This window comes from Hydrogenobacter sp. T-8 (assembly GCF_011006175.1).
Classification (GTDB): Bacteria; Aquificota; Aquificia; order Aquificales; family Aquificaceae; genus Pampinifervens; species Pampinifervens florentissimum.
On sequence record NZ_CP048795.1, the window covers coordinates 1,733,348 to 1,760,340 of the forward strand.

The 26,993-nt window shown below is 43.4% G+C and carries 36 protein-coding genes and 1 tRNA gene; 23 read left to right on the plus strand and 14 right to left on the minus strand.

The window, feature by feature from the left end; translation table 11 throughout:
• Nucleotides 1–12: 12 nt before the first annotated feature.
• From G3M65_RS09985 to G3M65_RS10000, 4 genes are read left to right on the plus strand one after another with little or no spacing between them, the layout of a single operon-like run.
• A complete protein-coding gene (locus G3M65_RS09985) occupies nt 13–471 on the plus strand; it encodes a hypothetical protein (RefSeq protein ID WP_173834504.1) in 459 nt (152 codons plus the stop codon).
• A 33-nt stretch (nt 472–504) separates the two neighbouring features.
• On the plus strand, nt 505–1,506 hold the full coding sequence (ilvC, locus tag G3M65_RS09990) for a ketol-acid reductoisomerase (RefSeq protein WP_173834506.1): 1,002 nt from the start codon (nt 505–507) through the stop codon (nt 1,504–1,506).
• Complete coding sequence (locus G3M65_RS09995; RefSeq protein WP_173834508.1) at nt 1,503–2,126, plus strand: CDP-alcohol phosphatidyltransferase family protein; 624 nt, start codon at nt 1,503–1,505, stop codon at nt 2,124–2,126. The genes ilvC and G3M65_RS09995 overlap by 4 nt, the downstream gene beginning before the upstream one ends.
• Nucleotides 2,123–2,782: a 2,5-diamino-6-(ribosylamino)-4(3H)-pyrimidinone 5'-phosphate reductase gene (locus G3M65_RS10000; RefSeq protein ID WP_173834510.1), complete on the plus strand. Its 660-nt coding sequence runs from the start codon at nt 2,123–2,125 to the stop codon at nt 2,780–2,782. The genes G3M65_RS09995 and G3M65_RS10000 overlap by 4 nt, the downstream gene beginning before the upstream one ends.
• On the opposite strand, the gene G3M65_RS10005 is transcribed toward G3M65_RS10000, so the two are convergent.
• Together G3M65_RS10005 and G3M65_RS10010 are read right to left on the minus strand one after the other, a co-directional pair.
• The gene (locus G3M65_RS10005) at nt 2,783–3,274 is read right to left on the minus strand and encodes an efflux RND transporter periplasmic adaptor subunit (protein WP_173834512.1); all 492 of its coding nucleotides are present in this window, start codon (nt 3,272–3,274) and stop codon (nt 2,783–2,785) included.
• On the minus strand, nt 3,271–3,558 hold the full coding sequence (locus G3M65_RS10010; protein ID WP_173834515.1) for a DUF2103 domain-containing protein: 288 nt from the start codon (nt 3,556–3,558) through the stop codon (nt 3,271–3,273). Before G3M65_RS10010 ends, G3M65_RS10005 begins: the two co-directional genes overlap by 4 nt.
• Before the next feature lie 13 nt (nt 3,559–3,571).
• Here G3M65_RS10010 and G3M65_RS10015 point away from each other — a divergent pair, with 13 nt between their 5' ends.
• From G3M65_RS10015 to rpoD, 3 genes are all read left to right on the plus strand, one after another.
• Nucleotides 3,572–4,210 (plus strand): phosphoribosyltransferase, encoded by a 639-nt coding sequence (locus tag G3M65_RS10015; RefSeq protein ID WP_254426274.1) that lies wholly within the window; start codon nt 3,572–3,574, stop codon nt 4,208–4,210.
• Nucleotides 4,197–4,712, plus strand: a complete 516-nt coding sequence (locus G3M65_RS10020) for a nitroreductase family protein (RefSeq protein WP_173834517.1) — start codon at nt 4,197–4,199, stop codon at nt 4,710–4,712. Before G3M65_RS10015 ends, G3M65_RS10020 begins: the two co-directional genes overlap by 14 nt.
• Before the next feature lie 159 nt (nt 4,713–4,871).
• Nucleotides 4,872–6,584 (plus strand): RNA polymerase sigma factor RpoD, encoded by a 1,713-nt coding sequence (gene rpoD, locus G3M65_RS10025; protein WP_173834519.1) that lies wholly within the window; start codon nt 4,872–4,874, stop codon nt 6,582–6,584.
• Here the strand turns inward: rpoD and G3M65_RS10030 are convergent.
• Together G3M65_RS10030 and G3M65_RS10035 are read right to left on the minus strand one after the other, a co-directional pair.
• Entirely contained in the window at nt 6,556–7,434 is an 879-nt protein-coding gene (locus G3M65_RS10030; protein WP_173834521.1) for an NAD(P)-dependent oxidoreductase, read from the minus strand. The two genes, rpoD and G3M65_RS10030, sit on opposite strands and share 29 nt — an antisense overlap.
• The gene (locus tag G3M65_RS10035) at nt 7,431–7,742 is read right to left on the minus strand and encodes a hypothetical protein (RefSeq protein WP_173834523.1); all 312 of its coding nucleotides are present in this window, start codon (nt 7,740–7,742) and stop codon (nt 7,431–7,433) included. Before G3M65_RS10035 ends, G3M65_RS10030 begins: the two co-directional genes overlap by 4 nt.
• 14 nt (nt 7,743–7,756) lie before the next feature.
• On the opposite strand from G3M65_RS10035, the gene G3M65_RS10040 reads away from it, so the two are divergent.
• From G3M65_RS10040 to G3M65_RS10560, 6 genes are all read left to right on the plus strand, one after another.
• Nucleotides 7,757–8,275 carry a glycine cleavage system transcriptional repressor gene (locus G3M65_RS10040; RefSeq protein ID WP_173834525.1) on the plus strand — a complete coding sequence of 173 codons (519 nt, stop codon included), beginning with the start codon at nt 7,757–7,759 and terminating at the stop codon, nt 8,273–8,275.
• A complete protein-coding gene (gene def / locus G3M65_RS10045; protein WP_173834527.1) occupies nt 8,272–8,778 on the plus strand; it encodes a peptide deformylase in 507 nt (168 codons plus the stop codon). Before G3M65_RS10040 ends, def begins: the two co-directional genes overlap by 4 nt.
• Before the next feature lie 80 nt (nt 8,779–8,858).
• Nucleotides 8,859–9,302, plus strand: coding sequence for a DsrE family protein (locus G3M65_RS10050; RefSeq protein ID WP_173834529.1), 444 nt, complete (start codon nt 8,859–8,861; stop codon nt 9,300–9,302).
• 11 nt (nt 9,303–9,313) lie between these two features.
• The gene (locus G3M65_RS10055) at nt 9,314–11,383 is read left to right on the plus strand and encodes a TonB-dependent receptor domain-containing protein (protein WP_173834532.1); all 2,070 of its coding nucleotides are present in this window, start codon (nt 9,314–9,316) and stop codon (nt 11,381–11,383) included.
• Between the two features lie 101 nt (nt 11,384–11,484).
• On the plus strand, nt 11,485–11,961 hold the full coding sequence (locus tag G3M65_RS10555; RefSeq protein ID WP_254426275.1) for a LytR/AlgR family response regulator transcription factor: 477 nt from the start codon (nt 11,485–11,487) through the stop codon (nt 11,959–11,961).
• A 6-nt stretch (nt 11,962–11,967) separates the two neighbouring features.
• The gene (locus G3M65_RS10560) at nt 11,968–12,219 is read left to right on the plus strand and encodes a LytTR family DNA-binding domain-containing protein (protein ID WP_254426276.1); all 252 of its coding nucleotides are present in this window, start codon (nt 11,968–11,970) and stop codon (nt 12,217–12,219) included.
• Here G3M65_RS10560 and G3M65_RS10065 read toward each other — a convergent pair.
• The 4 genes from G3M65_RS10065 to G3M65_RS10080 are packed head-to-tail and all read right to left on the minus strand — an operon-like array spanning nt 12,216 to nt 14,782.
• On the minus strand, nt 12,216–12,812 hold the full coding sequence (locus G3M65_RS10065; RefSeq protein WP_173834534.1) for a hypothetical protein: 597 nt from the start codon (nt 12,810–12,812) through the stop codon (nt 12,216–12,218). The two genes, G3M65_RS10560 and G3M65_RS10065, sit on opposite strands and share 4 nt — an antisense overlap.
• A 34-nt stretch (nt 12,813–12,846) precedes the next feature.
• The gene (locus G3M65_RS10070) at nt 12,847–14,130 is read right to left on the minus strand and encodes a cryptochrome/photolyase family protein (RefSeq protein ID WP_173834536.1); all 1,284 of its coding nucleotides are present in this window, start codon (nt 14,128–14,130) and stop codon (nt 12,847–12,849) included.
• Nucleotides 14,127–14,567, minus strand: coding sequence for a hypothetical protein (locus tag G3M65_RS10075; protein ID WP_173834538.1), 441 nt, complete (start codon nt 14,565–14,567; stop codon nt 14,127–14,129). Before G3M65_RS10075 ends, G3M65_RS10070 begins: the two co-directional genes overlap by 4 nt.
• Complete coding sequence (locus G3M65_RS10080) at nt 14,534–14,782, minus strand: DUF454 family protein (RefSeq protein WP_173834541.1); 249 nt, start codon at nt 14,780–14,782, stop codon at nt 14,534–14,536. Before G3M65_RS10080 ends, G3M65_RS10075 begins: the two co-directional genes overlap by 34 nt.
• 131 nt (nt 14,783–14,913) lie before the next feature.
• Between G3M65_RS10080 and G3M65_RS10085 the strand changes: the two genes are divergently transcribed.
• Nucleotides 14,914–16,017 carry an RNA-guided endonuclease InsQ/TnpB family protein gene (locus tag G3M65_RS10085; RefSeq protein ID WP_173834543.1) on the plus strand — a complete coding sequence of 368 codons (1,104 nt, stop codon included), beginning with the start codon at nt 14,914–14,916 and terminating at the stop codon, nt 16,015–16,017.
• Here G3M65_RS10085 and G3M65_RS10090 read toward each other — a convergent pair.
• From G3M65_RS10090 to G3M65_RS10110, 5 genes are read right to left on the minus strand one after another with little or no spacing between them, the layout of a single operon-like run.
• Nucleotides 15,987–16,478 carry a flavin reductase family protein gene (locus G3M65_RS10090; protein ID WP_173834545.1) on the minus strand — a complete coding sequence of 164 codons (492 nt, stop codon included), beginning with the start codon at nt 16,476–16,478 and terminating at the stop codon, nt 15,987–15,989. The two genes, G3M65_RS10085 and G3M65_RS10090, sit on opposite strands and share 31 nt — an antisense overlap.
• Complete coding sequence (locus G3M65_RS10095; protein ID WP_173834547.1) at nt 16,465–17,136, minus strand: histidine kinase; 672 nt, start codon at nt 17,134–17,136, stop codon at nt 16,465–16,467. Before G3M65_RS10095 ends, G3M65_RS10090 begins: the two co-directional genes overlap by 14 nt.
• Nucleotides 17,130–18,584, minus strand: coding sequence for a phytoene desaturase family protein (locus G3M65_RS10100; protein ID WP_173834549.1), 1,455 nt, complete (start codon nt 18,582–18,584; stop codon nt 17,130–17,132). The genes G3M65_RS10095 and G3M65_RS10100 overlap by 7 nt, the downstream gene beginning before the upstream one ends.
• Nucleotides 18,585–18,637: 53 nt before the next feature.
• Nucleotides 18,638–19,924, minus strand: a complete 1,287-nt coding sequence (gene purD, locus G3M65_RS10105; protein ID WP_173834551.1) for a phosphoribosylamine--glycine ligase — start codon at nt 19,922–19,924, stop codon at nt 18,638–18,640.
• A gap of 7 nt (nt 19,925–19,931) precedes the next feature.
• Nucleotides 19,932–20,519 (minus strand): anthranilate synthase component II, encoded by a 588-nt coding sequence (locus tag G3M65_RS10110; RefSeq protein ID WP_173834553.1) that lies wholly within the window; start codon nt 20,517–20,519, stop codon nt 19,932–19,934.
• Between the two features lie 24 nt (nt 20,520–20,543).
• Between G3M65_RS10110 and G3M65_RS10115 the strand changes: the two genes are divergently transcribed.
• From G3M65_RS10115 to G3M65_RS10600, 5 genes are all read left to right on the plus strand, one after another.
• Nucleotides 20,544–21,509 (plus strand): flippase-like domain-containing protein, encoded by a 966-nt coding sequence (locus G3M65_RS10115; RefSeq protein ID WP_173834555.1) that lies wholly within the window; start codon nt 20,544–20,546, stop codon nt 21,507–21,509.
• Nucleotides 21,510–21,570: 61 nt separating this feature from the next.
• On the plus strand, nt 21,571–22,476 hold the full coding sequence (gene lpxK, locus G3M65_RS10120) for a tetraacyldisaccharide 4'-kinase (RefSeq protein ID WP_254426333.1): 906 nt from the start codon (nt 21,571–21,573) through the stop codon (nt 22,474–22,476).
• Nucleotides 22,439–22,511: transfer RNA gene (locus G3M65_RS10125), tRNA-Lys, on the plus strand. Before lpxK ends, G3M65_RS10125 begins: the two co-directional genes overlap by 38 nt.
• Nucleotides 22,512–22,555: 44 nt before the next feature.
• Nucleotides 22,556–22,744: a hypothetical protein gene (locus tag G3M65_RS10130; protein ID WP_173834557.1), complete on the plus strand. Its 189-nt coding sequence runs from the start codon at nt 22,556–22,558 to the stop codon at nt 22,742–22,744.
• Entirely contained in the window at nt 22,737–22,868 is a 132-nt protein-coding gene (locus G3M65_RS10600) for a type II toxin-antitoxin system RelE family toxin (RefSeq protein WP_256370815.1), read from the plus strand. Before G3M65_RS10130 ends, G3M65_RS10600 begins: the two co-directional genes overlap by 8 nt.
• Nucleotide 22,869: 1 nt before the next feature.
• Here the strand turns inward: G3M65_RS10600 and glgB are convergent, their stop codons facing one another.
• A complete protein-coding gene (glgB, locus tag G3M65_RS10135) occupies nt 22,870–24,759 on the minus strand; it encodes a 1,4-alpha-glucan branching protein GlgB (RefSeq protein ID WP_173834559.1) in 1,890 nt (629 codons plus the stop codon).
• A gap of 33 nt (nt 24,760–24,792) precedes the next feature.
• Between glgB and G3M65_RS10140 the strand changes: the two genes are divergently transcribed.
• The 4 genes from G3M65_RS10140 to G3M65_RS10155 all read left to right on the plus strand — a co-directional run bounded on the left by G3M65_RS10140 (nt 24,793) and on the right by G3M65_RS10155 (nt 26,902).
• A complete protein-coding gene (locus G3M65_RS10140) occupies nt 24,793–25,164 on the plus strand; it encodes a hypothetical protein (RefSeq protein WP_173834561.1) in 372 nt (123 codons plus the stop codon).
• Between the two features lie 128 nt (nt 25,165–25,292).
• On the plus strand, nt 25,293–26,402 hold the full coding sequence (locus G3M65_RS10145) for an IS110 family transposase (protein WP_173834564.1): 1,110 nt from the start codon (nt 25,293–25,295) through the stop codon (nt 26,400–26,402).
• Entirely contained in the window at nt 26,359–26,571 is a 213-nt protein-coding gene (locus G3M65_RS10150; RefSeq protein ID WP_173834566.1) for an HU family DNA-binding protein, read from the plus strand. Before G3M65_RS10145 ends, G3M65_RS10150 begins: the two co-directional genes overlap by 44 nt.
• The gene (locus G3M65_RS10155; protein WP_173834568.1) at nt 26,564–26,902 is read left to right on the plus strand and encodes a hypothetical protein; all 339 of its coding nucleotides are present in this window, start codon (nt 26,564–26,566) and stop codon (nt 26,900–26,902) included. The genes G3M65_RS10150 and G3M65_RS10155 overlap by 8 nt, the downstream gene beginning before the upstream one ends.
• Nucleotides 26,903–26,993: the final 91 nt, after the last annotated feature.

Sequence of the window (26,993 nt, forward strand, 5' to 3'; positions counted from 1 at the left end):
TATTTTATACACATGGGTATATTTATTGAAGACCTTTTGAACTTTGGCAATTTGATAGATGCGGAGCTTGAAATAAGGCTTACCGGAGAGGAGCTTGGCAAGGCTTACCCCGACCTTAACTTTGACATAAGGGATGGCATACTCAGGATACTCACAAGGAAAAAGGTGCTTTTTATGAGCAAGAGCCAAGAGATAAGGCTTTCGGATGCGGACTGCACCGTGAGGAAGGACAGAGAAACCTCAAGACAGTGGGCTTTCTTTAAGATGCTTTCAAGGGATGGACTTGAGCAAGTGCAGAAGTTGGAGGGCTTTAGCAGGGAAGGTGAATACCTGGGTATAGATGTGATGAAGGCTGTGGTGCTTACCGACACCTATGAGAAAATACCAAGGCAATTTAGAGACAAGCTCCTTATAAGCAGGTGCAAGATAGGCAGGGATTACCTTTCTGTCTTTTTCAGGTTTGAAAAGTAGTGTATAATCTCTTAAAAGTTCTGGAGGATAAGGATGGCAAAGGTTTATTACGACCAAGATGCAAGCCTTGAGCCATTGATTGGAAAAACTGTTGCCATACTTGGTTATGGAAGCCAAGGGCATGCCCATGCACTCAACCTCAGAGACAGCGGTATAAGGGTGGTTATAGGTCTCTATGAGGGCAGTAGGTCTAAAGCAAAGGCTATAGCGGATGGCTTTCCTGTTTTGCCACCAGAGAGAGCAACCCAAGAGGCGGACATAATAATGTTCCTAACCCCAGATACAGTTCAGCCTCAGCTATACAAAGAGAGCGTTGAGCCCTTTCTTGACAGCTCAAAGAGCCTTGCCTTTGCTCATGGGTTCAACATACATTTCAGACAGATAGTCCCACCAAGGGATGTGGACGTGTTTATGGTGGCACCAAAGGGTCCAGGACATCTTGTAAGGTGGATGTATGAAGAAGGCAAGGGAGTTCCAGCTCTCATTGCGGTCTATCAAGATGCCTCTGGCACCTGCAAGGAAAAAGCCCTTGCATACGCAAAGGCTCTTGGTGCTACAAGAGCTGGTGTTATAGAGACTACTTTTAAGGAAGAAACGGAAACAGACCTCTTCGGAGAACAGTCAGTTTTGTGTGGTGGAGTTACTGCACTTATAAAGGCAGGCTTTGAAACCCTTGTAGAGGCTGGATATCAGCCAGAGGTAGCTTACTTTGAATGCCTCCATGAATTAAAGCTCATCGTAGACCTCATATACCAATATGGAATAGCAGGTATGAGATACTCTATCTCTGACACCGCCAAGTATGGAGATGTGACAAGAGGAGACAGGATATACAATGTGGTCAAGCCTCTCATGAAGGGTATATTGGAGGAGATACAGAAGGGAGAGTTTGCCAGAGAGTGGATTTTGGAAAACCAAGCAGGAAGACCAGTCTTTAATGCCTTGCTTGAAAGGGACAGGCATCATCTTATAGAAAAGGTAGGTGAAGAATTAAGACGCATGATGCCTTGGATTACAGGAAAGGAGCTTAAATGAACCTCACAAAGAAAAGGGAAAGCCTTAGGAAGGTCTATCAACCAGTGGGTGTTGCCCTCTATAAGCTTCACCTTCCTCCAAACTTTATAACCCTTCTGTCTGTTGCCCTCGGAATGGCTTCCGCCTATGCCTTCTATTACGGGAAGTTTCTCACCGCTGCGAGCCTTCTTTTGCTTTCTGGTCTCTTTGACCTTGCGGATGGTATGGTGGCAAGGCTTTCAGATAGAGCGTCAAAGTTTGGAGCGGTTTTTGACTGGCTTGCGGACAAGTGGGTGGATGGCTTTGTATTGGGAACTGTGGGATACTTTTACGCAGGACCCCTTACCGCAATAACCGTGGTGACCGCATCCATGCTCCACTCCTTTATAAAGCCCGTGGTATACGCAGAAATAGGCTACGAAGAAAAGGTCAAGGGCAAGATAAGAGATCCCCTTGAAGGTGTGGGCTTTTTTGGAAGACCAGAAACTCACATTACGCTCATTATCTTTACGATCCTGGAAAGGTTTCATGCACCCCTCGGTCTTGAGTTTGGAATAAAGCTCATAGCGGTGCTCACTATGGCTTCCTTGCTCTTAAGAATCCTATACCTGTATAAGCACTATGGGAGGGAATACGAATGAGACCTTACGTGATAATCGTCTCTGAGGTGAGTGTGGACGGAAAGCTAACCCTATACAGGGGCGCCTCCAGTAAGGAGTTAATGACGCTAATGGACCAAGAAGCCTATAGGTATCTACACGAAATAAGGGCAAAGGTGGACGGCATAATGGTAGGGTGTGAAACAGTTAGGACCGACAACCCCAGCTTGACCGTTAGGTATGTGGAAGGACAAAACCCTACAAGAATAATACCCTGCTCCACAGCCAACGTACCGCTGGATGCCAACATTTTCTCAAAGGATGCACCAACCATAATAGTTACCACCAAAAGAGCCCCAGAGGAGAAGCTACAGAAAATAAGGTCAAAGGGTGCGGAGGTGCTTGTTGTGGGGGAAGACCTTGTGGACTTTGAAAGGCTTATGCCTATTCTCTATGAGAGAGGGATAAGGAGCCTTATGGTGGAAGGCGGTGCTTCTATTAACTGGGAGTTTATCAGAAGAGGCTTTGTAGATGAGATAAGGCTCATACACCTGCCAGTGATAGTGGGTGGAGAAAATGTTCCTACTCTCGTGGGTGGTGAGGGCTTTAAGAGCTTAAAGAACCTACTCCATCTTAGGCTCAGGTCTCACTTCAGAAGAGGTAGTCACCTCATAACTGAATGGGAAGTGGTCAAATAGCTACTTCTCTTCAATTATAAGGAGCACCTCGGGGCTGAGACTACCGTTTATAAAAACACCTTCTCTCACAAAAAGCCTCTTTACCACACCCCTCACAGGAGACGCTATACTGCAATATTCTATAAGTCTTTCTGTTCTCTGGAGCTGAGCCTTGAGGGCTTCGTACTGTGCAAGCTCTTTTTCATATTTGCTTTTCCAGTCTTCGTATTCGCTCCTTGAAAGAAGCCCTCTGTTAAAAAGCTCTTCATACCTTTTGAAATCCCTCTCCACTTTCTCAAGGGTCACCTTCTGAGAGTTGACCTGAGCCTGTAGGGTATCTTTCTGAGTTGTGTAAAGAATGGGGTCTATCCGCACGAGCACTTCTCCCTTTTCCACCCTCTGACCTTCCCTTACAAAAACCTTCTCTACTTTACCCTGCACTATAGCGGAGACCCTTACCTCCTGAGCCATCAAAAGGTTTATGAAAAACAGAAGCAGGGTCAAAGTCCTCATAGTGTCATACTCTCCCTAAAGACTTTTTCAAAGTCTTGTGGGTCTTCGCAAACCACAAAAACTTCTTGCACGGACGTACCCATCTTATACAGGAGCTTGTAACCTGAATTGGTTCTGTATTTTAGAAAAAGCCCCTTTGAACCTCTCCCTCCGTTTTGCCTGCTTATCCTCCCAGGTATTATGGATTTCACACAGTCCATGCGAGATAGTCTTTCTAAATACTCCTCCAAGCCCTCTAAGAGGTGATGTTCTAATTTTACTTTGGCTTTTCTGTGCTTTGCCATAGTTTAAAATTATATGGTGGTTTTTGCAAACAGGGAAGAAGCAGGTAAGTTGCTTGGAGAGCATCTCAAGACTCAGGGTCTTGAGGTTGACTTAGTTCTTGGTATTCCAAGAGGTGGTGTTGTAGTGGCAAAAGAGGTTTCAAAGGTTCTCCATGTGTCCATGAGCCTTCTAATAGTGAGAAAGCTCGGGGTTCCTTCAAATCCCGAGCTAGCCTTTGGAGCCATAGACCCAGAAGGTCGCATATACACGGACAGATGGACCATAGAATATTTTAGGCTTTCCCAGGAGGAAATAAAGAGAGTGGCGGAGGAGGAGCTAAAAAAGATAAGGGAAAGGGAAGAAAAGTTTTTAAAGGGTAAGGAACTGGATGTAAGGGATAAATCGGTTCTTGTAGTGGATGATGGGATTGCTACAGGGCAGACGGTTATAGCTGGAGTGGAATATCTAAAAAGAAAAGGTACAAAAAGGGTCTTAGTGGCTGTGCCTGTATGTCCGTTGGAAAGCATGAGGAAGCTAAAAGAACATGCGGATGAGGTCTATTGTCTCCATACCTCCGAGAGCGGTAGCTTTGCGGTTGGCATGTTCTATAGAGACTTCAGGCAGGTGGAAGACTCAGAAGTAGAGGAGCTTTTGAAAGATGGAGTTCTTTGAGGTTCTAAGAAAACGACATTCCATAAGAAGCTACCAGAAAAGACCTGTTGAAGAAGAAAAGATAAGGGCTATAATGGATGCGGTAAGGAGTGCACCCTCTGCGGGGAATCTTCAGGCTTATGAGGTGTTGGTGGTTCTTGATGAAGTTAAAAAGACAGAGGTTGCCCGCTGGGCTCTGAGCCAATGGTTTATAGCGGAAGCTCCTGCGGTCTTTGTCTTCTTTGCCAATCCTTCAAGAAGTGCGGTAAAGTATGGCAAAAGGGGTACGGAGCTCTACTGCATACAAGATGCTACCATAGCCTGTGCCTACGCTCAGCTTTCTGCGGTAGCACTTGGATTAGGCACCTGTTGGGTGGGTGCTTTTGAAGAAGCGGGACTAAAAGCCTCCCTTTCCACACCCAGGGAGTGGAAGCCCATAGCTATCCTTACAGTTGGATACCCAGCGGAAGAACCAATACCGACACCAAGGAGAAGCATAGAGGACATATTCACCATAATTTAGGTTGCCAGAGAGGAGAAGGGTAAATATATTTTAGAAAGTTATGGGGTCAGAAGTTAGAAACTTTGATAAGGGCAGTAGATCACACTGCATAGTATGTCAACCTCTAAATCTCGTGGAATGCATAATATCCAAAAGGATTATACATACAGGAGGTTTTGGATGATATACAAACAGCTCATGAAAAAGCTAATTGATGTAAGTGAAAAGGGCTATGTAACCTACGACGAAATCAACGAGCTTCTTGGACCTGAGCTTGTGGATACGGAGCTCTACGAAGAGATAATGGACTTTCTTCAGGAGAGAGGAGTAAAGATAGTGGAAACAGAAGAGTCTGTGGAGGAGATGGAAAAGGAAGATGCCTTTACCGTTTCCACCGAGAGCTTACTCCTTACGGGTAAAGATGGGGACCCGGTAAGGCTTTATCTTAAAGACATGGGTAAGATACCTCTCCTCAAAAGGGAAGAGGAGATAATGTATGCAAAGCAGATAGAGATGGGAAGAAAGGTAATGAGAAGGGGGCTTTTAAGAACCTCTTTTCTCATTGACAGAGTTTTGAGAGATTGGGGAGAGGTATGCAATGGCAAGCTAAAGGCTACAGACCTTATGGATACGGTAGATGACAGTAAGACCATAGAAGAATACGAAGAAAGCCACGAGCATTTAGAAAGATACTTCATAGAAAAGGGTTTTGAGTTGGCAAAGGCATACAAAGAAGCCCTCTATTGGAGAGATTCCTACCTTTTCTACGCAACGCCAGAATACAAAAAGGAATATCTAAGAAGACATGCTAAGATGAACAGAATCCTCAAAGATATGAAACTCAAGCATTCCAAGTTTGAACGAATTGCGGATGAGCTTTTAAACCTATACAACAGATACACACGGAAGCTAAAGGAGTTTGAGGTAAGGAAGAAAAAGTTAGAAGGCATACACCCAGACATAGAAGAGCTCGTGCGGAATTACGACCAAGACGAAACTCTACAGAAAAAAGCAGAGAGGGCAGGTTATGGCTTTGCAAGGTTTCAGATGCTTAGAGATGAATATCTTACCCTCAAGAGAGAAATAGAAGACCTTAGGCGCGAAATGGGCATTCTCCCAGAGGAGCTTCAAAGGGTCATACACATAATAAGAGAAGGCAGGACAAAGGTCACTCAAGCAAAACAGGTGATGGTAAAATGCAACCTCAGACTTGTAGTTTCCATAGCCAAAAAGTATGTGAACAGAGGTCTTCACTTCCTTGACCTTATTCAAGAGGGCAACATAGGGCTTATGAAGGCAGTGGATAAATACGACTACAGAAAAGGTTACAAGTTTTCTACCTATGCCACCTGGTGGATTCGTCAGGCAATAACGAGGGCTATAGCAGACCAAGCAAGAACCATACGCATACCTGTTCACATGATAGAAACCATAAACGACATAACAAAGGCACACAAAAAGCTCTTCCAAGAGCTTGGTAGAGAGCCAACCGCAGAGGAAATAGCTAAGTATCTTGGTATATCACCAGAAAAGGCAAGAAAGGTGATGAGAGTATCCCAAGAACCCGTATCTCTTGAAACACCTATAGGAGACGACGAAGAAACCCATCTGAAAGACTTTATAGAAGACAAGAGTGTCCCATCGCCCGAGGAGCAGGTTTCAAGAAAACTTCTCAGAGAACAGCTCATAAAGGTGCTAAGCACCCTTGGTGAGAAGGAAAAGGAAATTCTCATGTATAGGTATGGGCTTGTGGACGGCATAGAGTATACCCTCGAGCAGATAGGCAAGATGTTTAACGTAACAAGGGAAAGGATTCGTCAGCTTGAGACGAAGGCAATAAGAAAGCTAAGACATCCCGCAAGGGCTAAGTATCTGAAAGACTTTGAGCTTTAAGCCTTTTGTATAGCTCTACGAGGACCGAAAAGTCCTCGCCCCCCATGCCTAAATATTTTGCGAGGGCGTATGCGTTCTTGACATTTTGAAGGCTAAAGCTAAAAGCCCCCAAGCCCTTTACCATATCTTCCGCATAGTGCAGGTCTTTGTGTATAAGGTCTACAGAGAAGTGAACGGAATAATCGCTCTCAAGGAGCTTCTTTTTTTTCACTTCCAAAAGATAGGACTTTCCCGCACCGCTCTCAAGCACCTCTATAACCTGCTCCCTGCTAAAACCAGCCAGCTCCCCGATGGCTATGGCTTCAGAAAGCACCTGCATAAAACCACCAAGCACCATATTGTTTATGAGCTTTAGCTTGCTGGCATCTCCAGCCTCGCCCACATAGAAGATATTTCTGCAGAACTTTTCAAAGATAGGCTTGTTTTCCTCAAACCTCTGTCTATCGCCACCCACGAGAACCGTAAGCTCACCCCTCTCAGCAGGTATCACACTGCCCAAAATAGGGGCATCAAGGTAGTAAGCTCCCAATTTTCTAAGCTCCTCGTAAGCCATACGGGCATAGCCGTAATGGTTTGTAGTCATATCCACTATGGTTTTGCCCTCCACACCGCCCTCTACAAGACCGCCCTTTCCAAATATGACCTCCTCCGAGGCGCTTGAGTCAAAGACTATTAGAAAGACCCTATCCACCTGTTTTATGAGGTCTGCAGGGCTTTCAGCTACAGGAAGCCCCAGCTCAAGGGCTTTTTCCTTTGTCCTGTTCCAGAGCAAAACCTCAACGCCTTGCTTCACGAGCCTTTTCACTATTGCCCTTCCAAGGTTTCCGAGCCCTATAAAACCCACCTTCATAGTAAACTCATTATAACAGGGCTTGCAGATTCCCAATCCTCGTATGTGAGGCTCACATAAGCCCTCTCAGAGTCAGACATCACATCCTCCTGCATGCCTCCAATACTTTCCACTAGTCTTTTTAACCTATCTGCCTTTTCCTTTGGAACGCTTATGGTGTAGGTCCTGCCAGCCCAGCCCTCGTAGCTCTTCTCAAGGTATATGTCTATCCATATGTCCCCAAACTCGTAAGAGAGCATAAAACCCATAGGCTGTGCAAGACCGAGGATTTTTGCCACCTGTGATATGTGAAAATCCAGCTGGTCCATATTAAAATCTTAGCATGAAGTTTTTTATCCTCTCCATATTTGGCAAGGACAGACCGGGCATAGTGGCGGGAGTTTCAAGAGCCTTATATGGGATGGGCTTAAACCTTGAAGATTCTTCAATGACAAGGCTCAACGGTGAGTTTACCATAATGCTTATAGTGGCTTCTGACAGGGATATAAACGCAGAGGATATACTCCAAAACCTTCAAGAGGTAGGGCAGGAATACGAGCTTTTTATGGTGTGTAGGGAGTTAGAGGAAGTGGTATATCCTAAGGCGGAAGCTATTTATAGGATTGTGGTCTTTGGCTCTGACAAGCCTGGGATAGTCTATGAGGTATCTTCAGTCCTTGCAAGCCTTGGCTTAAATATAAGCGACCTTAGAACGGAAAAGAGGGGAAACCTATATGTGATGGTTATAGAAGCGGAAGGGCGAGAGGATGTAGAGGGTATCTTGAGACTTGAGCTTGAGAAGTTAAAGGACTTGTTGGGTGTTGACATAAGCGCGGAGAGGGAGGAAGAGGAAAGGCTATGAGAAGGCTAACCATAATAACCTACCCAGATGAAAGACTAAAAACCCCTTCCCTTGAGGTAGTTTCCTTTGACAAGAGTCTTGAGAGCTTCATTGAAGACCTTATATACACTATGAAAACCTCTCCTGGATGCGTGGGCATAGCATCTCCGCAGGTGGGGGTTCACAAGAGGATAATAGTGGTGGATACATCTAACTCTAAGCATAAGGAAAACAAGCTAAGCCATGGGCTGATGGTGTTAATAAATCCTGAGATAATCCAGCATGACGGCGAGCTTGTTGTAAGAGAGGGTTGCCTAAGCGTGCCAGACTACACAGGCAATGTGAAAAGGCATTATTGGATAAGGGTGAGGGCCCTTGACCAAAGGGGAAACCTTGTGGAGTTTGATACAGAGGGCTTTGAAGCAGTGGTCATCCAACATGAAATAGACCACCTTGATGGTAAAGTTTTTATTGAAAGACTTGTTTCTCCCAAAGACCTCTTTAGGAGAAAGGTCTATAAGTAATCGCTAACTTTTCTCAAACTTGATAAAGGTCATAATATGGTCTATAATGTTAATTATAACGCTAAATTGGAGGTAAAATCATGAGAATGAAACACCTTATATTAACAGCGGTGCTCGGACTTATGCCCTTTGCAGGTATGCCTTCATGGGCTCACGAGGGACACATGCATCAACATCACACTCAGGCTCAGGATAACATAACCGTAGTAGTTAACCTAACAAGGGACAAGGCACCCTCTGCGGTTATGGCTATAAGGTTTGCCACCGTATCTCTTGAAAGGGGTAATCCAACTATAATTTGGCTTAACTCTGAGGGCGTAAGGCTTGCGGACGCAAAAGCAAAACCCTCTCAGGCAAGCAAGATGCTTCAGGAATTTATCTCAAAGGGTGGAAAAGTTTATGTATGTCCGCACTGTGCCAACGCGTTAGGGGTCAAAGAGCTTGTAAAGGGTGCAGAGTTTGGCAAGCCTGACATGGTTTTTGGGCTACTTTCTGAGGAAAGAGTGAGAATTATATCTTGGTAAGGAGGTAAGACATGAAGAAGGCACTTCTTTTAGGGGCGGTTCTTAGCTTTCCAGCCTTTGCACAGGAGGTGTTGCTAAAGGAGGTTGAGGTAAAGGGCAAAAGGGAGACCTTTAGAGATAGCCTTGAAATAAGAGAGGTGAGAGAATCCTTTGCAAAGGATGTAGGTGAGGCACTAACAAAAATTTATGGGCTTCACAAATTCAGAAAGGCTGGAATTGCCAACGATGTGGTCATAAGGGCTTTTCAAAGGGACAACATAAACGTGCTTATTGACGACACCGAGGTTCACGGTGCGTGTCCCAATAGGATGGACCCGCCTGCCTTTCATGTGGACTTTTCTGAGGTGGAGAGGATAGATGTAGTAAAGGGACCCTTTGATATAAGACATCAAGGTTCACTGGGTGGTCTTGTAAACATAGTTACCAAAAAGCCAGAGCAGGGCTTTAGGCTAAGACTCAACGCCACTGTTGGTTCTTTTGATTTTAGAAACTTTTCACCTGTTATCTCCTACAAGGATGAGAAGTTCTACGGACTTGCGGGATATTCTTATAAGTATTCCAAGCCCTACAAGGACGGAGATGGTAAAAGGATAACAGAGTATGCAAACTACAGACCACAATACATAAACTCCAAAGCCTTTGAGATAAACACCTACTGGACTAAGTTTGGCTTTAAGCCCTTAGAAAACCACGAGTTTGAAGTGGGTTATACAAGGCAGGATGCAAGGCATGTGCTATATCCAGCCCTTATGATGGATGCGGTATACGACAAAACGGATAGGTTTAACCTGAATTATAAGGTAGGAAAGATATCAGACCTGCTTAAATCTCTTGACTTTCAGTTTTACTATACGAAGGTAGACCACTGGATGGATAACAGGTATAGAACCTTTATGGGAAATCCATCAGGACCTTACTCTATGGCTACGGATGCTCAAACAAAAACCTATGGCGGAAGGATAGAGGCAAAGGTTGCTGACTTCACTTTGGGGCTTGAAGCCTACAAGAGAAACTGGGATGCGGTAAACTACATGTGGAATCAGATGGCTGGCACTTATGGCAAGCAGTTTATAATACCCGATGTAGATATAACCAACATAGGCTTGTATGGAGAGTATAAAAAATCCCTGACTCAAAACCTAAGGCTAGTTGCAGGTTTGAGGCTTGACAACACAAAAAGCGAGGCGGATTCTTCAAAGGCAAACACAAACCTATACTACGCCTACCACAATACGAGAAGCACCTCAAAAACAGACACATATCCTTCTGGAAATGTTCAACTCTTTTACAACCTCACATCAGAGCTTGAACTGTTTACGGGTGTAGGTTATGCGGTAAGAGTCCCAGACCCACAGGAAAGGTATTTTGCCCTCAATAGGGCTATGATGTGTAATCCAGCACAGAATAACTTCTACTGTGCGTGGGTTGGCAATCCTAACCTAAAACCCTCCAAAAACCTTGAGCTTGACCTTGGTCTAAAACATCAAAGTGCCAAATCTCTCACAAAGGCAACGGTGTTTGTAAGCTATGTGCAGGACTATATAACTGTCAACAATAAACCTGTGGTGAACCCCATGCCCATGGTTGCACCCGCTAATGGTAGGGCTATGACTTACGCTAACACGGATGCACGCTTTTGGGGCTTTGAACTAAGCTCCACATACAACGTATGGAACAATCTCTTCCTTGTTGGCGGAGCCAGCTATGTAGAAGGTAGGAAAGACAGAAAGCCAGCCATAGGTATAACCGACAAGGATGTGGCAGAGGTACCACCGCTCAAAGGCAGGATAGGTCTAAGATACGACACTGGTATATGGTATGTAGAGGCAGAAACTGTAGCGTCTGCTACTCAAAACAAAGTAGACTCAGACCTAAAAGAGCAAAAAACCTCTGGCTGGGCTATAGTTAATCTAAAGGCTGGGGTAAGCTATAAGGGTCTTAACATAAATGCTGGGGTGGAAAACCTCTTTGACAAAAAATACTTTGAATATTTCTCTTATGTAAGAAATCCCTTTGCTACAGGTGTAAAGGTCCCAGAACCAGGAAGGAGCTTTTATGTAAGTGCATCTTATCAGTTTTAAGCCCAGCATGGCAATGCTCAAGGCTCTTCCCGTATGGGGGAGCCCTCCTTTTAAGTAAAATGTAAAAAATTCTCTACCAAATACACAGACAAGGTAGGAATATGAAACGCATGAGAGCCTTTATAGTAGAAGACGAACCCTTGGCAGTCCAAAGACTAAAGAGGATGTTAAGTCAAGATGGCAGGCTTGAGGTAGTTGGAGAATCAGGCACATACGAAGAATCCCTAAAGCTAATAGAAGAAAAAAAGCCAGAGGTTTTGTTTCTTGACATAAGGCTACCCGATGGCACTGGTATAGACTTGGCAAAGGAAGTCCTCTCTATGGGTCTAAAACCTTACATAATCTTTACCACCGCATACGGCGAGTATGCCCTTGAAGCCTTTAGAGTATCTGCGGTAGATTACCTTTTAAAGCCCTACTCTCAGGAAGATTTAGCCAAGGCTATAAATAAGGTGCTGGAAAAGAAAAGCAACTTTGAGCAAGTGTCTAATCTCATAAGGGTGGAGCGTCCTATAATACCCGCAAGAATTGGGAATAAAGTTCTGTTTCTAAGTCCAGAAGATATATACTACGTTTAGGCGGAGATGGGCGAGGTAAGCGTAAGAACAAAGGAAGGACTTTTGCCACTTAGCAAAAAGCTCTACGAGATAGAGGATATGCTTAGACCATACAACTTCTTTAGGGTCCATAGGTCTTACCTCGTTAACCTAAACAAGGTAAAGGAGCTAAAGAGCGTAGAACAGAGCAAATATGTGATAGTTTTCAAAGATATCAACGAAACTCTAAAAACAAGCAGAGAGGGTGCAAAGGCACTAAGGGACTATCTAAATATTTAGCTTTCCTTTTGTGGAACTTCCAATATTTTAAAGAGAACCAATCTTATCTCTCTTATGTCCTCTTTTAACTCTGCCTCCGCATGACTTATTCTTCTGTTAGTTTCCATAATCTCAGCCTTAAGTTCTTGACGCGTGAGGTCTACTTTTGCATCTACCTTTTGTATTTCCTCCCTAAGTTTGTTTATGTCCTCCTTTAATTCCTGTTTAGAAGTTTCCACTTTTACATCTACTTTTGCATCTACTCTATCTATCTTCTCCTCAAGTCTTTTTATTTCTTCCATAAGCTCCTGCTTTACCTTATCAACCTTTGCATCTACCTTATCAACCTTTGCGTCTACTTTACGTATTTCCTCCTTTAGTTCCTGTTTAGAAGTTTCCACTTTTGCATCTACCTTTGCATCTACTCTATCTATCTTCTCCTCAAGCCTGTTTATCTCTTCCATAAGCTCCTGCCTATAGGTATCCGTCTTTTTATCAACTCTTTGAATGTCAGCTTGGAGTGCATCCAGTCTCTTATCTATATGCATCATCAAAAACACACCAACTCCAACCACCGCACCTATAATCGTTATAGTGCTTATAATAAGCTCCACAGCGTGTATAAATATAGGCTTGTAGTTTATACAGTCAAGAAAGGGCTCTGTATAGCTCTTTTGCGATGCTTATCCTTTGGTAGTAATTTACAATGGGTTTGTGGTAGGGTAGTGCATACCTTATAGGGTCATGTAGCTTTTCGCAGGGTATGTCTGAAAGCTCTGGTATATACCTTTTTATATACTCACACTGTGGGTCATACCTTTGGGCTTGAAGTATGGGATTGAAAAGCCTAAAGGGTTTGGGGTCTGCACCCACAGAGGCGGTCCACTGCCAGTTTCCTATGTTTACCACCTCGTCGTAGTCCAAAAGGTATTCCTTGAAAAACTCCTCTCCTATCCTCCAGTCTATAAGCAAAACCTTTGTGAGGAAGCTACCTACTATCATCCTCATCCTGTTATGAAGCCACTTTTCTTCCTTTAGTTGTCTAATGCCTGCGTCCACTATGGGATAACCCGTTTTTGCCTCAAGGAAAGCCTGTAGGTATTCTTGCCTGTTTTCCCATCTTATGTTTCTTCTCTTTTCATGAAACTCAAGGTCTTTGGTCTGTGGAAAGTTGTAGGCTATGTGATACCAGAACTCTCTCCATGCTAACTCCTTTATAAACTGCTCACTTCTACCCTGTGCGATCTTAAAGATACTTCTCAAGGATAGCACTCCAAATCTTATGCAGGGAGAAAGCCTTGAAGAACCATCTATCGCCGGATAGTTCCTAAGCTCTTCGTATCTTTCAAAGGGAAAGCTCCTTAACCTTTCAAAACAGTCCTCTGGATGAAAGGGTTCTAGACTATCAAAGTCTATGTTTAAGTCCTTTAAGGTGGGCAATGGTAGGTCTGGCACTTTAAAGTCTTGTGGGTCTTCTTCCGTAAGGTCTACTCTTTTTATCCATTCTGTGTAAAAGGGCGTATACACCTTTTTTTGAGGTATGGATTCTGGTCTCACAAGAAAGTTTTCAAAAACTTCCACATATTCCACACCGTAGGCTTGGCAAATACTTTTTATGACCTTGTTCCTTTCTCTTCCACTCCAGCTGTAAGACGTTGTGGTGTATAGATGGGTTGGCTTAGCGGTTTTAAACACTTCTTTTAAGACTTCTTCTGTGCTACCTTGCATGCAGTAAACCTTTATCTGTGAGGACAGGAGGGCTAAGACTTTGTATAAGTAACCAAGCCTTTTTCTGTCAACCTTTAAATCTCTAATTATATCCTTGTCAAAGATAAAGAAAGGGACAATCTCCTTGTGTCTTTTTGACGCATAGGCAAGCCCTCTGTTATCCCTTGCTCTTAGGTCTCTTTTGAACAAATACACCGCTCTCATGGTTTGGCTACTGCAAGGTAGATAACTATTAGGGATATGGCTATAAGTGGCAGGGCTACTATGTATGTAAACAGGTCGTAGTTTTTATAGGCTTTTGGCTTTTCCTTTGAACGAGGTATGTAGAAGTTAACAAGCCAAAAGTTTATGACCTCAAGGGGTAGTATGATACCCAAAACAAGAGGTAGCTTGTAGTTTAGCCAGTTTATGTCAAACTTATACTTGAGGATATGAAGCATATAAAAACCCATTACTATAGCTAACACAAAGCCAGCTATTTCAAGGTTCGTCATCCAACGGTAGAAGTTCCTAAGCAGGTCTTGGTTGCAACCTGTGGGTCTTTTCATGGAGTAGAGCATAAAGAGCCCAAGAGAGGAGGATGCTCCAGCCCAGATAAGGATGCCCATCAGGTGGATAAACTTTGCGATCGTGTATTCCATGACCTTAGGTATTTTACAGACCTTTTTATATATGGGTATATCCTTTTACCTATGAATGGTATCCTTTTGAGCCTCACTATGTCCCTTTTGGAAGCTCTGGAAAGCAGTATAAGGGCAAGAAGATACAGGGGAACGGTGGGGAGTATAGGTAGAAAGATGCCGAGAGTGCCAAGCCCCAAAAAGAAAAAGCCAGATAGCCTGTATACGCCCTTCATCAGCTATAAAATATAGGCTTTTGCCCTTGTGTTTTTTGAAAAGTAGGCTTTACCTATGTGGATATGTAGAAGTTTAGAAATATAGATACCTCTTGATACTTATGAAGGTTGACATTAAAATTTAATCTGCTATGCAGGGTAGCATCAAAAGAAGCCTGCTCTTTTCTCTGGACTTTGCGAATACAGGCAAGTTAGACTTCCTTGAAAACCTCTGGCACGAATATCAAAAGGCTTGTCAATACTTTGTAGATGTAGGCTATGAAACTAAAACACTACCTTCCTATAAACATGTTAAAAGCTACCCATACCAAACTTGGTTAAGTAAGAGATATCTTGGTTGTGCTTTAGAACAAGCAAAAGCAATCCTTAAAAGTATTTTCTCAAAACTTAAAAAAGGTAAAAATCCTCAAAAACCTTTGATAAAAAAGCCTGTTTTAAAACTTGATAACAGATTTTACATGATTGAGAAAGGTAGAAACTCCTTTGACTTTTGGCTTTTCTTAAGAGACACTCAGAACCAGAGATGGATTGCTTTCCCTTTCAAAAGCTATGAGTATGCTAACAATTACTTCAGAGATTGGAAACTCTGTTCTGATATAGAACTTTTGAAAAAGGATGGCAAGTGGTATATAAAGCTCATCTTTGAGAAAGGGGTCAAGTTAGAGAGGAAAAAGCCAAAGGGTATAGATATAGGATATAGGAAGCTAATTGCCACTTCAGAGGGGGAAGTATTTGGCAAGGAGGTAAGGGAGATAATAGAGAAGAGGATAGAACCCAAGAAGCAAGGTTCAAGAAGGTGGAAAAGGGCAAAGCACTATTTGAAGACAGAGATAAACAGGATACTCAAGAAGGTGATAGATGGCAGTTTTTCTCCAGTGTTTGAAGGATTAAAGAATTTGAAGAAGGGCAAGAGTGGAGTATGGAGTAGGGTGGTAAACAGGAGGTTTAACCACTGGTTGTATGGGTATGTTCTAAAGAGGATAAGGGAGCTATGTGAGGTAGTTGGCGTCCAATATCACATAGTTCCACCACAATACACAAGCAGGACTTGTCCTGAGTGTGGATATCAGGATAAGTTGAACCGTAGTGGAGAATATTTCAAGTGCCTACGGTGTGGGTATGAGGGGGATGCGGACATAGTAGGTGCGAGGAATGTTCTCCTGCGGTTCACAAGGGAGCTTATAGTCCCCTTGCCTGCGAAACCTCATCCTGTGGAATATTTTTCTATGGGATGAGGAACTATTAGCTCCACCCTGCCTATTAACAGGCTATGGTCTGGAAGCTCAACAAGCCTTTCTTGTTTGCATTCATACACAAGGAGGGATTGCTCCACCATGTAGGCGTCTACTTTCAGGGCTTTGAGAGGTTTTATTTCCTTGAATAGTTTCCATTTATCTGTTTGGTCTCCGTGATATTTTCCTGCAGTAAGGATGTCTTCAAGGTAGGTTTCAGAGAGGAAGTTTACGGTGAAATCTTTTCCCTCTAAGACCAGCTTGTGGCTGTAGTTTTCCCTTGCTATGGCTACCGCATACATAAAGGGCTCTTTGTTTGTGGGCATGTGCCAAGCTACTGCCAGTGGGTTTTCTCCCACACAAAGGAGTGCCACTGGCCTTGGCACATAACCCAAAAAGTAGGCATCTTCAAGGGTCTTGAAAGTTTCCTGAGGGGCGGGGGAGACCCCTTCAGGAGGAGGCAAGGCTTATGACCTTCCAGTAGTCTTTGAGGAGGTCTATCTCCTCCTGCAAGGTTATAAGAGGTTCAAAGTAGAGGCTTTTTCTAAGGAGGCTTGCCAAGGCTAATATAGCTTCTTCCGCTTTGCGAGGGTTTTGATAGACAAGCTCCGCCAATGCGTTCAACGTATTAAACATAAAGTGAGGGCTTATCTGACTTTCTAAGTTTCTTATGTGCTCCTCAAGGAGTAACCTTTTGTTTTCTTCTTCTCTTCTTTGCAAAGAGACCAGCTTGTAGAGAAGATAGCCAAGGGATGCGGTCATAATTCCCAAGAAAAAGGAAAGGCTAAGGGCTTTGCTCATGGGAAGATGCAAGTCCACTATTCTAAAAGTTTCATTGGTAAGGTAGCCACCTATTGCACCAAAAAAGCCAGAAAGTAAGGCAAGCAAAAGGCTAAAGGGTGTTCTTAAAAACTCTGGCATTTTCTTTACAATCCAACGGTTGTTTATCTCTGTGGTTATAAGGGAGAGGATAAATATGTAGCCTGAGGTAAGTAGTCCAAGAAAAGCCATTGGCATTAGGTTTTGACCGTGCAAAGATGCTACAAAGCCTGATATGGAAAAGCCAAGAAGGAAAGCGAGTAAGAGTATGTATAACCACTCCCTTAGGCGAATCCTTAGCATATTTGAAAGTCCCTTTCTATAAGTTTTAGCAGGTTTATGACGCCCATGCTAACGCCGGGCCAACCTTGACCCGGAAAGACCGTATCTCCCACAAGATAGACACCCTCCACAGGCGTAAGTGGTGAGGGATAGGAAAAGGGAAAGTTCTCCTTTATAACGGGTATTCCACCCACTGAACCCCTATATCTTTCCGTGTATCTCTCAAAGGTTTTTGGAGTGCCAGCAAAGACTTGAAGTTTTTTCAAACTCCTTAACTCTGGCAGATGCTTATAGATTAGCTCAAGACAATACTCTGTAGCCCTTTCCTTTCTTTCCTCGTATTCTTCCTTTGAAAGCCCCTCCCATAGCTCAAGCCTTGTGTGGGTAGATATGGTAATACTACGGGTTTTTTCCTTGCTAAGCACTGGGTCATCTTCCTCTGAGATAGAAAGAAACAGAGACCTACTGCCCGTGTAGGGTATAGGCTCTCTCAGAAGTATAAAATGGTGGTGAGAAAAGTCCTTTGGAAGCTCTCCCTCTACCGTCATGTATATGGTAAAAGCACCCCACAGCTTGGAGTATCGCCTTTTTGCCCTTTCGGAAAAATCCCTAAGCTCTTCTATAAGGTCTCCAGCCTTCCACAGGGTAGTGTTTAGAATAACTCTTTTTGCCTCGTATTGCCCCTTGTTGGTCTCTATAAGGAAACCCCAAGGCTTTTTCCTTATGGATTTTACCCTCGTTTTCATGCTTATGACTTTTACCCTTTTGGCAAAGGTGTCAAGAAGTTTCCCCATACCGCCTATCACATAATAGTTTGTTAGGTTTGGATAGGTAAGCCCCAAAGAGGCTACAGAGAAAGGCACCTCTTCCAAAAAGCCCTGCGCGGTAATTAGAGTGTGATGTGTAAGAAAAAGCTCATAGTCCGAGTTAAAGTTTCCAAGGTATACCTTCGCAACCCTTTTGGCACTAAAAAAATTACACAAAAGGGTGGAAAGAAAGCTAATAGGATGCTTTGAAAGGTTTCTAAAAGGCAAAGTTAAGCTGGGATAAGGCAGACTATCGCACCACATACTCCACATGGCATCGCTTACTTCGTATACCCTCTTCCAAAAGGCTTTGTGGTTAAGTTCTGGAAAGGCTTTTGATATCTCCTCAAGGGCAAGCTCTCTGTCTCTCCACCTTCTTATAGTCTTATCCTCCAAATATATTACCATGGCAGGGTCTATAGGCTTTATGGGAAGCTCTAAACCCACGTACTTTGCTATTTTCCCCACAGGAAGCTCTTCTTCCGCACCCACAAAGGTAGCAGCACCCACATTGTAATAAAAACCCTTCCTCTGAAAAGTCCCCGCACAACCCCCAAGATAGTCAAGGGTTTCAAAAAGAATAACATCCTTTCCCATATGAGAGAGAAGTGAGGAAGCCAAAACACCACCTATACCACCACCAACTACTGCGTAGTCAAACATAAATAAAATATTCCGAGATAGAAATATTAGATTGAAGCGTATGCTATAAAGGTTTAAAAGCACTTTCTTTCAGTTAACGACCTTATCCCCCTAAGCCCTATGTCCCTTCTGTAATGCATGCCCTCAAACCTTATCTTCTCAACCGCCTTGTAAGCCCTTTCCCTTGCTTCCTGTAAGTCCCTTCCCCAAGCACATACATTCAAAACCCTTCCACCCCTTGTGTATATTTTGCCATTCCTTTCCTCCGTTCCAGCATGGAAAAGCACTATATCCTCTAATTTTTCCACTTCCTCAAGCCCCAAGACCTCCTTACCATCCTCTGGCTTTTCTGGATAGCCCTTGCTTGCAAGGACTACGCACAGGGTATGCCTTGGGTCTATATCAAGGCTTATATCCTTGCCTTCATAAAAATCAAGCAGAGTTTGGAGGAAGTCTTCCCTTAGCCTCATAAGAAGTGGCTGGGCTTCTGGGTCTCCAAGCCTTGCGTTAAACTCTAACACCTTTGGTCCTCTATGGGTAAGCATAAGCCCCACATACAGAAAGCCCCTGTAGTATATGCCCTCTCTCTTTAGACCTTCTATTACCCTTTCTACTATCTGCTCCCTTATGGCTTTCTCTGTATCTTCGTCCACAAAAGGATTGGGTGAGTATGCTCCCATGCCACCTGTGTTTGGACCCATATCACCGTCAAGAAGTCTTTTGTGGTCTTGAGAGGTAGGCAGAGGTAGGTATCTGTCTCCATTGAGAAGCACTATGTAAGAGGCTTCTTCACCTTCAAGGTATTCTTCTATAATCACCCTTGACCCCGCTTCGCCAAGACTTTTTCTTACCATTAGCCTTTCTATGGCTTGCATAGCTTCTTCTTGGCTCTTACAAACCACCACCCCCTTACCACTTGCAAGCCCATCCGCCTTTATAACCACTGGAACACCAAAATCCTTCACAAAATTCCTCGCCTTTTGTGGGTCTTCAAATACATGAAACTCTGCGGTGGGTATACCATGCCTTTGCATAAACTCCTTAGCAAAGACCTTACTCCCCTCAAGCATAGAAGCCCTCTGAGAGGGTCCAAAGACCCTTAGACCCCTCCTTTCAAACTCGTCCACAAGACCAGCACACAAGGGTGCCTCTGGTCCAACCACCGTAAAGTCAATACCTTCTCTTTGGGCAAAGTCCGCGAGGGCTTTTATGTCTGTAGGCTCTATGGGTATATTTCTGGCTATCCTTGAAGTGCCAGCATTTCCCTTAGCACAATAAAGAGCTTTTATCAAAGGACTTTGAGACAGCTTCCATGCTATGGCGTGCTCCCTACCACCATTGCCGACCACTAAAACCTTCACAATTCAATTATACCAAAACTCTCTCCTTTGCTATTCTAAGAAAGTTTTCAAGAAGTTTCATACCTTCTTCTGAAAGAACGGATTCTGGATGAAACTGGACACCAAAGAGAGGATACTCCACATGTTGGATACCCATTATTTCATCGTCTTCAGACCACGCGGTTATCTTTAAAACCTCTGGCAGGGTGCTCTTGTCTATGACAAGAGAATGATATCTTACCGCAGTAAAAGGGTTTTTGAGACCTTCGAAGATGCCCTCGCCTGTGTGTGTTATCTGAGAAGTCTTGCCATGCATAAGCCTTTTTGCCCTCACTATCCTTGCCCCAAAGGCATAGCCTATAGACTGATGACCCAAGCAAACACCCAGTATGGGTATTTCCCTGTAAAACTCCCTTATGACATCCACAGATATGCCTGCTTCCTTTGGAGTGCAGGGTCCAGGAGATATCACAATAGCATCTGGCTTTGCCCTTCTTATGTCCTCAAGGCTTATCTCATCGTTTCTTCTTACAGCCACATCCGCAGAAAGCATCTGCAGGTATTGCACCAAGTTGTAGGTAAAGGAATCATAGTTGTCTATCATAAGGACTCGCATGAGGATTAAAATATAAACCTACGGATGTATAGGTCAATTCTGTATGGCATACTCCTTACCCTCCTATTTGTGGGCGGTTCATTGGTCTATATAGTCAAGAAGACTTTTACAAAGGACTTTTTTAACGTGCTTATCCATGCGGACAAGAAGTATATGCTCCTTTCACTTTTGTTTATGTTTCTCTACCATAGCTTTGACAACATTAGGCTTTTTGTGCTTTCAAGGGCTATGAAGCTGAGGTATTCCTTCCTTTACGGTTATATGGTTTCTTTTATAAACACTTTTGGAGCAACCATAACGCCTGCCCACATGGGTGGTGAGTTCATGTCCATGTATACCCTCTCAAGGAAAGGCGGAAAACTTCACAAAGTTATGAGTATCGTCACTATGAAGACCATAACAGGGATGACCTTTTTTATTCTGGCTTTGCCTTATGCCTTTATCTATCTTTATAAAAACCCTTCTCATGGAGTAAGGATAATCTACATTCTGTTCTTTTTCTTAAGCTTGGGCTTGATTTTATACTCACTCTTCAGACTACTTTTTAACAGAAAAACCGCACAAAACCAGAAGTTTATGCAAAGACTGATATATACCTTTAAGAAATACCTTGTAGTTTCAAAGATATTTTTAAGGGATAAAAAGGGGAGCATATTAATTGCCTCTATAAGCAGTGTGCTTTTGTATATATCCTTTTTGGCGTCTGGTGCCTTTCTTCTAAAGAGCTTTAACCCAGAACCTAAGTTATTAAATCTTATAGAACACCAGCTTATGCTGTTGTATGCCATATTTATAAGTCCAACTCCGGGTGGAAGTGGTGTGGGGGAGGTGGGGGCATTGTATGCCTTTGAACCCTTCTTAGAGCTTTCTCTTCTTGGAGGCTTTTCCTTGCTTTGGAGGTTTATAACTCAGTATTTGAGTGCCATAATTGGAGGCTTTTTGCTAGCCTTCCTTCTTATAAAGGATGCTAAAAGGTTTAAAGATGCTTGAAAGCCTCAATCCATACCTTTGGGCAGTCAAACTTAGAAACTGGGCTTATGACTCAGGTCTTATGGCTCAATGCGAAGTTTCTGTTCCTGTTATTTCAGTTGGTAATCTGTCTGTGGGAGGAAGTGGGAAAAGCTCCTTGGTTAGGTATATAGCCAACGTGCTTTCTGAGAACCTAAGGGTATGCATCCTTTCAAGAGGCTACAAAAGGAGCACAAAGGGAACACTTTTGGTCTCTGAATGGGGCAGGTTAAAAGCAAGCTGGCAGGAGGCTGGAGATGAGCCTTATATGTTGGCAAAGCTACTGCCAAGGGTTAGCCTTGTGGTGGATGAGGTGCGGTGCAGGGGTGCGGACTTTGCCCTTAGGGAATTAAAACCAGAGCTTATCATCCTTGACGATGGCTTTCAGCACAGGAAAATACACAGAGACTTAGACCTTCTTCTTCTCAGAAAAAGAGACTTCTCAGACAGGGTTCTACCTTTTGGTAGATTGAGAGAGCCTCTTGAGTGCATGGAAAGGGCAGACGCTTTTGTGCTTTCATACGTAGAGCTTGAGGACTTTGACTGGAGACATGCTCACAAGCCTACCTTTAAGATGCGTAGAAGTGGCTGGAGGATACTTAGGAGCACAGACCACAGGCAGGCAGAAAACTACCATGAGCTTAGCTTTATAGCCTTTTGTGGACTTGGAGACAACGAGCAGTTTTTCCAAACCCTCAGAAGATTAGGCATAAGATTGGAAGACACCCTTGGCTTTCCAGACCACTATCACTATAGAGGCTTCAGACTTCAAAGTGGCAAGTTATACATAACTACCTTAAAGGACCTTGTAAAGTTAGAGCCTGCGGAAAACCTTTTCTATCTTGACTTTGAAGTGGAAATGGAAGGCTTGAAAGAGTTTTTAGAAAGTTTTATAATTAATAGACTGCAGAGGGTCGGTAGCTCAGCAGGCAGAGCAACGGACTCTTAATCCGTGGGTCGCGGGTTCGACTCCCGCCCGACCCATAGAACAAGTTGCCAAAATAGAGGAGTAGCATAAATTGAACCCTATGAAAAAGCATTCTAAGGAAAGGGTAAAGTATATAATAGACCAGAATAAGAAAATCAAGGAAATTATAATGCCATGGAAGGAATTTACACAGCTTATTGAAGATATGCATGATGTTAAGGTAGTTTTGGAAAGGAAAGACGAAGAACTCCTTAGCTTGGATGCTATAAAGAAAACTCTTTATGTATAAACTACTCTTCAAAAAATCGGTAAGCGATGACTTCAAAAGGATTGACCGCCAGCACACCTATAGGATACTCTCTGCCATTGAAGAGCTCTCTATCAATCCGTATCCTAAAAATATGAAGTTCTAACTTATAAAACCTTCTTTAATACCACCACCGCAAGAGGTGGTAGTGTAAGTTTAAGAGAGAAAGGTCTTCCATGAAAAGGCACTTCTTCCGCCCATACTCCACCCATATTACCAAGGTTTGAGCCACCGTATATCTCAGAGTCTGTGTTTAAAAGCTCCTTCCAAAAGCCTGCCTTTGGTACACCTATTCTGTATTCAAAGCGAGGAACGGGTGTGAAGTTGCAAACCACAAGCAAGAGGTCTCCCTTGGAGGATTTCCTAAGGTAGCTAATAATACTCTTCTCCCAGTCATAGAAATCTACCCATTCAAAGCCCTCTGGCTCGCAATCCAGCTCGTGAAGTGCCTTCTCTTCTCTGTAGAGCTTATTTAGGTCCTTTATGAGCCTTTGAATTCCTCTGTGGCTCTCGTATTGAAGAAGATGCCAATCAAGACTTTGGTCATGGTTCCACTCTCGCCACTGAGCAAACTCTCCACCCATAAAGAGGAGCTTTTTCCCTGGATGAGTCCACATGTATCCGAAGAGGAGCCTAAGGTTGGCAAACTTTTGCCAATAGTCGCCTGGCATCTTGGATATGAGTGAGCCTTTGCCATGGACTACTTCGTCGTGGGAAAGGGGAAGTATAAAGTTTTCAGAAAAGGCATACCAGATGCTAAAGGTGAGCTGATGATGGTGGTATTTCCTGTATATGGGGTCTTTGGACATGTAAAAAAGCGTGTCGTTCATCCAGCCCATGTTCCATTTAAAGCCAAAGCCAAGCCCACCAAGATACACGGGTCTGCTTACCATGGGAAAGGCGGTAGACTCTTCCGCTATAGTCTGTATGCCCTCAAAATCCCTGTATAGGCATGTATTGAGCTTTTTCAAAAAGTCTATGGCTTCAAGGTTTTCTTTGCCACCGTATATGTTGGGAACCCATTCATGCCTTGAGTAGTCCAAGTAGAGCATGCTGGCAACCGCATCTACCCTAAGACCGTCCACGTGGTATTTCTCAAGCCAAAAGTGAGCGGAGCTGAGCAGAAAGGACCTTACCTCACCCTTTCCATAGTCAAAAACGTAGCTTTTCCAGTCGGGATGCCAGCCCTTTCTCCAATCTCCATACTCATAAAGGTGGGTCCCATCAAAGTATGCCAGCCCATGCCCATCGGTGGGAAAGTGAGAGGGAACCCAATCAAGGATGACTCCAATACCCTCTTGATGGAGATAGTCCACAAGATACATAAAGTCTTGAGGTGTGCCATAGCGTGAAGTGGGTGCAAAGTAGCCCGTTATCTGATAGCCCCAAGACCCATAAAAGGGATGCTCCATCACAGGTAGAAACTCCACGTGGGTAAAACCCATTTCCTTTACATACTCTGCCAAAAGAGGTGCAAGCTCTCTATAGCTTAGCCATCTGTTTCCCTCTTCTGGCACTCTTCTCCACGAACCAAGATGAACCTCGTATATGCTTATGGGAGACCTGTGATGGTTTAGCTCCCTTCTTTTCCTTAGCCATTCTGCGTCGTGCCATTCATAATTTAGCTCCCATACGATAGAGGCGGTCAAGGGTGGAGTTTCGTGAAAAAAGCCAAAGGGGTCTGCCCTGTCTGTCCAGTAGCCCCACGAAGTATAAAGGTGGTATTTATACCTTTGACCCTTTTTGACACCTTTTACAAAGCCTTCCCATATACCCGAGCCATCTTCTCTTTTCCTCAAAGGCAGGGAGTGCTTGTCCCAACTATTGAAATCTCCAAAAAGGAAAACTTGCTCCGCATGGGGAGCCCATACCGCAAAATAGGCACCATCTTCAAAAAGATGACAGCCCAACTTTTCATATAGCCTACAATGAGAACCTTCTTTAAAAAGGTATACATCGTAGTCGGTTATAAGGGAAAAGTCATAAAAAACCCTCATGCCTCTGTTATAGTATAGTCCATCCTATAATACATGCATAAAGTTAGAAATATCTCTAACAGTGTATATAAGCGTATTCTCTATCAATACCCAGACCTAAAAGAACTCTACAAGCTATATGAGGAATGGAAAAGAGGCAACAGGGACATATGCCTGATAGACATAGCTAACGAACTGCTTGAGATACTGGAAAGACTTAAGGAACAGGAAGAGAGAAGAGAAATAAGATGGATACTAAGGAAATGCATAGGTATGCTTTGGAACGATTTAGACGTATGCTACAGAGAAGACGCCAAAACATGCAAGATAAGACTTAAGGAAGTATTTGAGGAGTTGCATCCTCTAATTGAATTATCCTTTAATAGAGGGCATGGCATTACCTCACGTATAGTCCTGGGAGCGTAAGCATCCCTAGGTTCATCTTGGGGGGTGTCATGCCTTCTGTTAAGGGATAAGCCTTTAGCCCTGATAGTGGTAATGGGGCATGCCTTTTTAGGCTTGACCTCTCATAGGATAGTGGGCGGAGGTGAAAAATGTTATACATTGGAGCGGACATTAGCAAGGACAAGGTTAGTGTAGCCTTTGCAAGAAAAGGACAGTTTTTACTAAGCAAGGAGTTTGCCATATCAACCGAAGACCTGAACCTGATAAGATTAACCATACACCAGACTGGAGAAAGGAAAATAACCGTATTCTTGGAACAGACGGGAATTTATTCCTTTCCAGTTATATCCTTCCTATGGGAACTGAGAACACAGGGCTACGAAGTAAGCATAAGGCTGGTAGACGGGCTGAGATTTCATAGATACATAAAGCTGTATGGAGAAAAGAAAACGGACAAAAAGGACGCAGTTAGCCTAGTAAAGTATGGAATGGAAGGGCTACCCACGAGGGAGCTGACCGAGAGTGATATAAGAGTATACTGGCTAAAGTGGTTAATCACAGAAAGAGAAAAGCTGATAAAAGAGAGGACTATGATACAGAACTTTTTGAGGCAGAAGATAGAGGTGTTATATCCAGACATGAAACAATACAATAAGACCCAGTTTTGGAGTAGGGTTCTCAATTACGATTTTGTCAAGGAAAAGAGCATAACGGGAATACTATACACAGGGCTACTGAAAAGGGATATAGAGAGGATAAGGCTAATAAACAAGCAAGTGGAAGAAGTAGAGGAGGACATAAAGGACTTCATAGAGACATACCACAGGGAAGACACTGAAATACTCAGAAGTTTTGGATTCTCATATATAACATGTGCCTACCTAATAAGCGTATACATCAATGTGGAGAGGTTTCCAGATGTCAAAAGGTTTAAGAGTTATATGGGTTTAGGTCTCAGAGTGCATCAGTCAGGAAAGAAGGAGAAAAACGTAGTAAACAACTACACGAACAAGTTAGTGAGAAAGCTGATATACATGTATGTCATACAAGCCATCCGAGAGAGGTCCAACCACAAAAGGGTTAAGGAATACTTCCTGAGAATTAAGGAAAGAGAACAGTCAGCGAAAAAGGCAGTCTATAAAACTGCCAGCAAGGTCATAGAATGGGTTTATTACTGTCTTAAACATAAGGAAAAATTCAGTCAGGAGGATAGACATGAGACACAACAGGCAAACACTTGCCAAACTAATAGCCAATAGGCTAAGGTCTAAGGAGGACACTATAAAGAAGATACTGGATAGCCTTGTAGAGACCGCAAGAGAGGAAATCATGAAAGGAAACGAAATCATGCTTAAGGGACTGGGAAGGCTTTACACAAGGAAGGGAAGGGTCAAGTTCAAAAGCTACATAAGGAGGAGACATGATTAAGGAGCTTGAAAAGATATTTGACGCACTGGAAGAGGAACTTGAAAATATGCTAAAGGAATTGGACATAAGGGACGGGCTTATAACAAAATACGCATACGATACACTAAGCACCGCAAGACTGGAGATAAGCAAACCGAACGGCACGAAATACGCATACACACAGCTAAAAGGAGAGTTTAAGAACAAGAACAAGACAATAAAGTATTGGAGACACGAAGAAACACCACACAGGAGGCTTGAGGAACTCATTAAGCTATACAGAGGGCTAAAGCTCCTAAGCAAAGCCCTATCCTATCTCAGGAGCTACGAGAAAATGAAAAGTAGAGGGTGAGGACTATAGAAAAGAACGCCAGAATTACTATCAACCAGATAAGCCAAGAAGGTGCAGAGCTATCTGAAAGACGAGGGATTTTATCCTGAGT